The organism is Parapedobacter indicus (assembly GCF_900113765.1).
Classification (GTDB): Bacteria; Bacteroidota; Bacteroidia; order Sphingobacteriales; family Sphingobacteriaceae; genus Parapedobacter; species Parapedobacter indicus.
Window position 1 is genome coordinate 1 of sequence record NZ_FOQO01000026.1, and the last position, 4,155, is coordinate 4,155.

The following is a 4,155-nucleotide window of genomic DNA, read 5'->3' on the forward strand; positions in this document are numbered from 1 at the left end:
GTATAAGCTCACCCGCGGCCGTACGGAAACGTCGGTCATCAACAGGCTCTATGTTGAAGGTGCATCGCGGAATCTCCCATCAGGGTACGGATTTAGCCGGCTCCAGTTGCCGCTTGCTGACCGGCCATACTTACAGGCCCCCATCGGGCCGGAAGAGGAGATCGTGGAGCATACGGTTTTCTTCGACAACATCTTCCCGTCACGTACGGGTACCGTGACCGCATTAGGTGTCGATGAGTTGTCTTTTGTTGACAACACGCTGGACTTTGACATCAATGATCAGCTAGCGGGCACCCCGGCAAAGGTTTCATTCGTTTCCGGCCAGCTGGCGTCGTTCGAGTTCGAAATCACTGAATATATACATGCGACCAAAACCATCACGATCAAGCGCATAGACGACGATCCGGCCTATCCGGATGGGGTGCCGCATGCACCGCTAGTGTTCGCCGTTGGCGATAAATATGTGCTGCTGGATATCAATATGCCCGCTAGCTATGTTACCGATGCGGAGAGCAGGCTATTGGCAGCGGGCCAGTCCTACCTCGATGAAAACAAGGTAGACCGGCATGAATACAGTGCGGAGCTGACACCTTTATGGGTATTGCAGAATGCGCCTAATTTGCGATTAGGATATACCATTAACATCAAGGATGCCGAATTGGGCATCGATAAGGATCTGCGTATCGCCGGATGGCAGCGGGACTTGCAACAACCTGCCAAGTACACCGGATTGAAATTAACGGAGCGCATCAAACCCTCGGAGATCGCCCGGCAGTACGCCCAACAGGAGCGCATCCTTTACGCTATCCAAACGGCGGGACTGCTTGACCCCGATCAGATGCGGAAGAATCTATTCCTTAACCGGCTTTCTGAACGTGACGGGTACCTTTATTTGGGACCGGATAAGGCAAAGGCGGGATACGCTGATCTTTCCGGCCGCGCCTACAATGCCGATGTGGCGGATTATGCCCTCGATTCGGATAAGTGGGACGGAATGCAATTCGCCGACTACATGAACCAGCCGGTGCGCAGCGGTGATAGTCCCCGTTTTGCCGGCACGGGTTCACCGTTGTTCGTTTCTGGGTTCAGTGGTTCGGGATGGAACATTGTCAATGAAAACGGCAACGTGTCCGCAACCTTCGATAAGCTCACTGTGCGCAAGGAAATGAACGTGTACGAGCTTATAATCAACCAAATCCGGGCGACCAATGGCAGCGTATGGATATCGGACGCGATCAAGATCAATGGAGTCACTCAGATCGGCGGCAATTACTTTTGCGAGATTGATTCGGACAATGGCACCATAGCCGTTCCGTTCGTAGTTGACGACATTATCCGTTGCCAACGCTGGACCGGGCGTAATGTAAAATATTATGTCGCGCGCATAATTTCGACGTCTAGTTTTTCATTCACTTTAACCATGTTGGACGGCGGTGGCTTTCCTGAGCCGGGTGACGATGTGGTGCGAATGGGTAATGTGACCAATACGAGCCGCCGGGGCGCATTGTACCTAACAGCAAGCGACGATAATGCTCCATACATCGATGTGATCGATGGCGTAACGTCCGCTAGCTTGGATGGCAAGACTAAAGTCAGAATGGGTAAGCTGGATGGTATCGTCGACCCCGACATGGGCGCACTTACCGGCTACGGGCTGTATGCACAAAACGCCTACATAACCGGCAAGATTCAGGTAACTGCCGGTAGTAACGTTATGACGACGGATGAAGTCGCATTGACCGTCACTACCATGAGCAATAATGCGGTTGCGCAGGCTAATTCCTATACCAATACTCAAGTCAGTGCCGTCACAGGTTCGCTAAACGATATAATCGCGTATGCTGAGAACGTCGCCCAAAGCAAGGCTGATATCGCGCAGGCAGCGGCTATAAGTGCGGCCAGTGCCGATGCTACAGCAAAGGCTAACAGTGCGCAAACGCAAGCCGAGGCGACCGCGTTGTCATACGTAAACAGTTTGGATATAGGCGCTGTTAACTTGCTTCCTAATAGCTCGCCGGAAAAAACTAACAGTAACACCAGTAATAGAGAGTATCTACTATGGGGTAATTTATCGGTATTTAACTCCATATATTCCCGCGGGCAAATAACAATTTCATTCGATATTAAAGTCCCGGTTCCCGGACCGATACAAGTCTATTCGTCCAATCTTAGTGCCGACTGGCATTTCATTGAGACCGTTGAAATCGCAACAACAGAATATGAACGCCACTCTGTAACAGTGATTCCGATAAGGCGTACCTACAATACAGGCAAGTCAAATTTGGAGTTTTACGGAGTTTACGGAACTGGCAGGATACCAACAGTAAAGAACGTTAAAATTGAAGTCGGCAACAAAGCCACGGACTGGTCTCCGGCTGCCGAAGACGTACAGGCGTCAATTGATGCCGCTGACGCTAAAGCCCAAGCAGCCCAGACAGCCTACAATAACCTTACTTCGCAGCTCAAGGACATGGCCTACAAGGACATCGTTCAGCTAGCCGATATGGGTACGACGGTTATCAGTGGCGGTAAGCTGGTCACGACATTAATAGACGCCAATTACATCCGTTCGAATGTCGTCAATGCCGGTTATATCAATACGCTCGCGCTGGACGCGTCGGTCATTACTTCCGGAACCATCAACAGCGCCCGGATAAACGCATCGCAGATCATCTCGAATGGGAACGGAGCTACGACAACCTACGCCCAACAGCAAGCCAGTGCGGCACAATCCGCCGCTATTGCCGCCGCTGCAACGGATGCAACCACGAAAGCCAATAATGCCCGTACACAGGCGATCAGTACCGCAGCGTCGGACGCAACGACTAAGGCAAACGATGCGTTGGCACTTGCCCGGTCGTTCACCGAGGATAAAGTGAGCCTCGTCAAGAACCCCGCTGTAACCGGCAGTATAACGGGCTGGTCAGGATCGGGACTTGCAGTAGTTAATCAATCGTTTAACGGACTTTCAACACCAGTATTAAGGTGTACAAGTACCGGGGACAGCATCATTTATTCGGACTGGTTCGATATTGATCCTGCCAAGATTTATGAAGTCACCCTTTGGATGCTGGCGCCGACTGTTAGCGGTTCCAAATATTTCGGACTTCACGCCACTTCTGCGGCCGGTGGTACCGCTAACGATATCGCAGTTGAGCCTATATCAAATTCGGGCGGTTTGGGGTCCGACACAACTAATTTTTATTTTTGGAACACGTCGGCGACGATCGGAAGCTGGCGCAAAATGACGGCGTATGTTCTGCCTTCCGGATACACGCCCGCCGACGCCGCAGGAATAGGGTTAAATATAACTAGCCACGCCCGTATGCAACCGACAACCAAGCGCATCCGTCTACGCTGGTTGAACTACTACAACAATGGCACTTCCCGTCAGGTGTTCGTTGCCCATCCGACGGTTACGGAGATCAGCTCGCAGACACTTGCTTTCTCGCAGACAGTCAAATCCGCTGCGGCAACCGCGGATAGCAAGGCGGTGGCCGCGCAAAATGCTCATAATGCGCTTACGGCTGCTTTAAAGGATATGGCGTACAAGGATGTTGTTGCGCTGGCTGACCTGAATAGTACAATAATCAGTGGAGGCAAAATAGTAACAACGCTGCTCGATGTGGCTTGGATACGCGCGAACGTCATTACTGCAGGTTCTATAAAGGCTGTAGACATTGATGTTGCAAACCTGTTCGCTCAATCAATTACGGCTACTAACCTGACAGTGACCGGTAGCAGCAAGGTGGGTGGTTTTAACATTTCGGGAAATAGACTTATAAATGCGGCGGTTGACACCTCGCTGATATTTAACAATCTATCCTCCGCGGCAAACACGTTCCTAAGGATGAACGAAACGTCATCTTCGCCGATAGTTCATATCCGTACGGATCAGGTCAGCCGACGGGGATTAAATATTGAGACGTATGCGAGCGCCGCTATCGGATTATCGATTATCAACAACGCATCCGGCGGATCCGGCCGCGCCATCCAGTCGTCTGGAGGGCATGAGTTCTTCCAACGTGCCGGGGAATACTGGAGCGCCCCGGGTGCGTTGTTAGCTGCGACAGTAACGGTAGCCGGCGCGTTTGTCGACGCTTGGCATATAAACGCGATAACGCCATCGATAAGTAGTATCTCAAGCAGTGTGAT

At 51.6% G+C, this 4,155-nt stretch carries 1 protein-coding gene; it reads left to right on the forward strand.

Annotated features, from left to right (window positions below; all coding sequences use genetic code 11):
* The coding region (locus tag BMZ56_RS25780) for a phage tail family protein (protein WP_177195310.1) at nucleotides 1-4,155 on the forward strand (4,155 nt) is incomplete at both ends.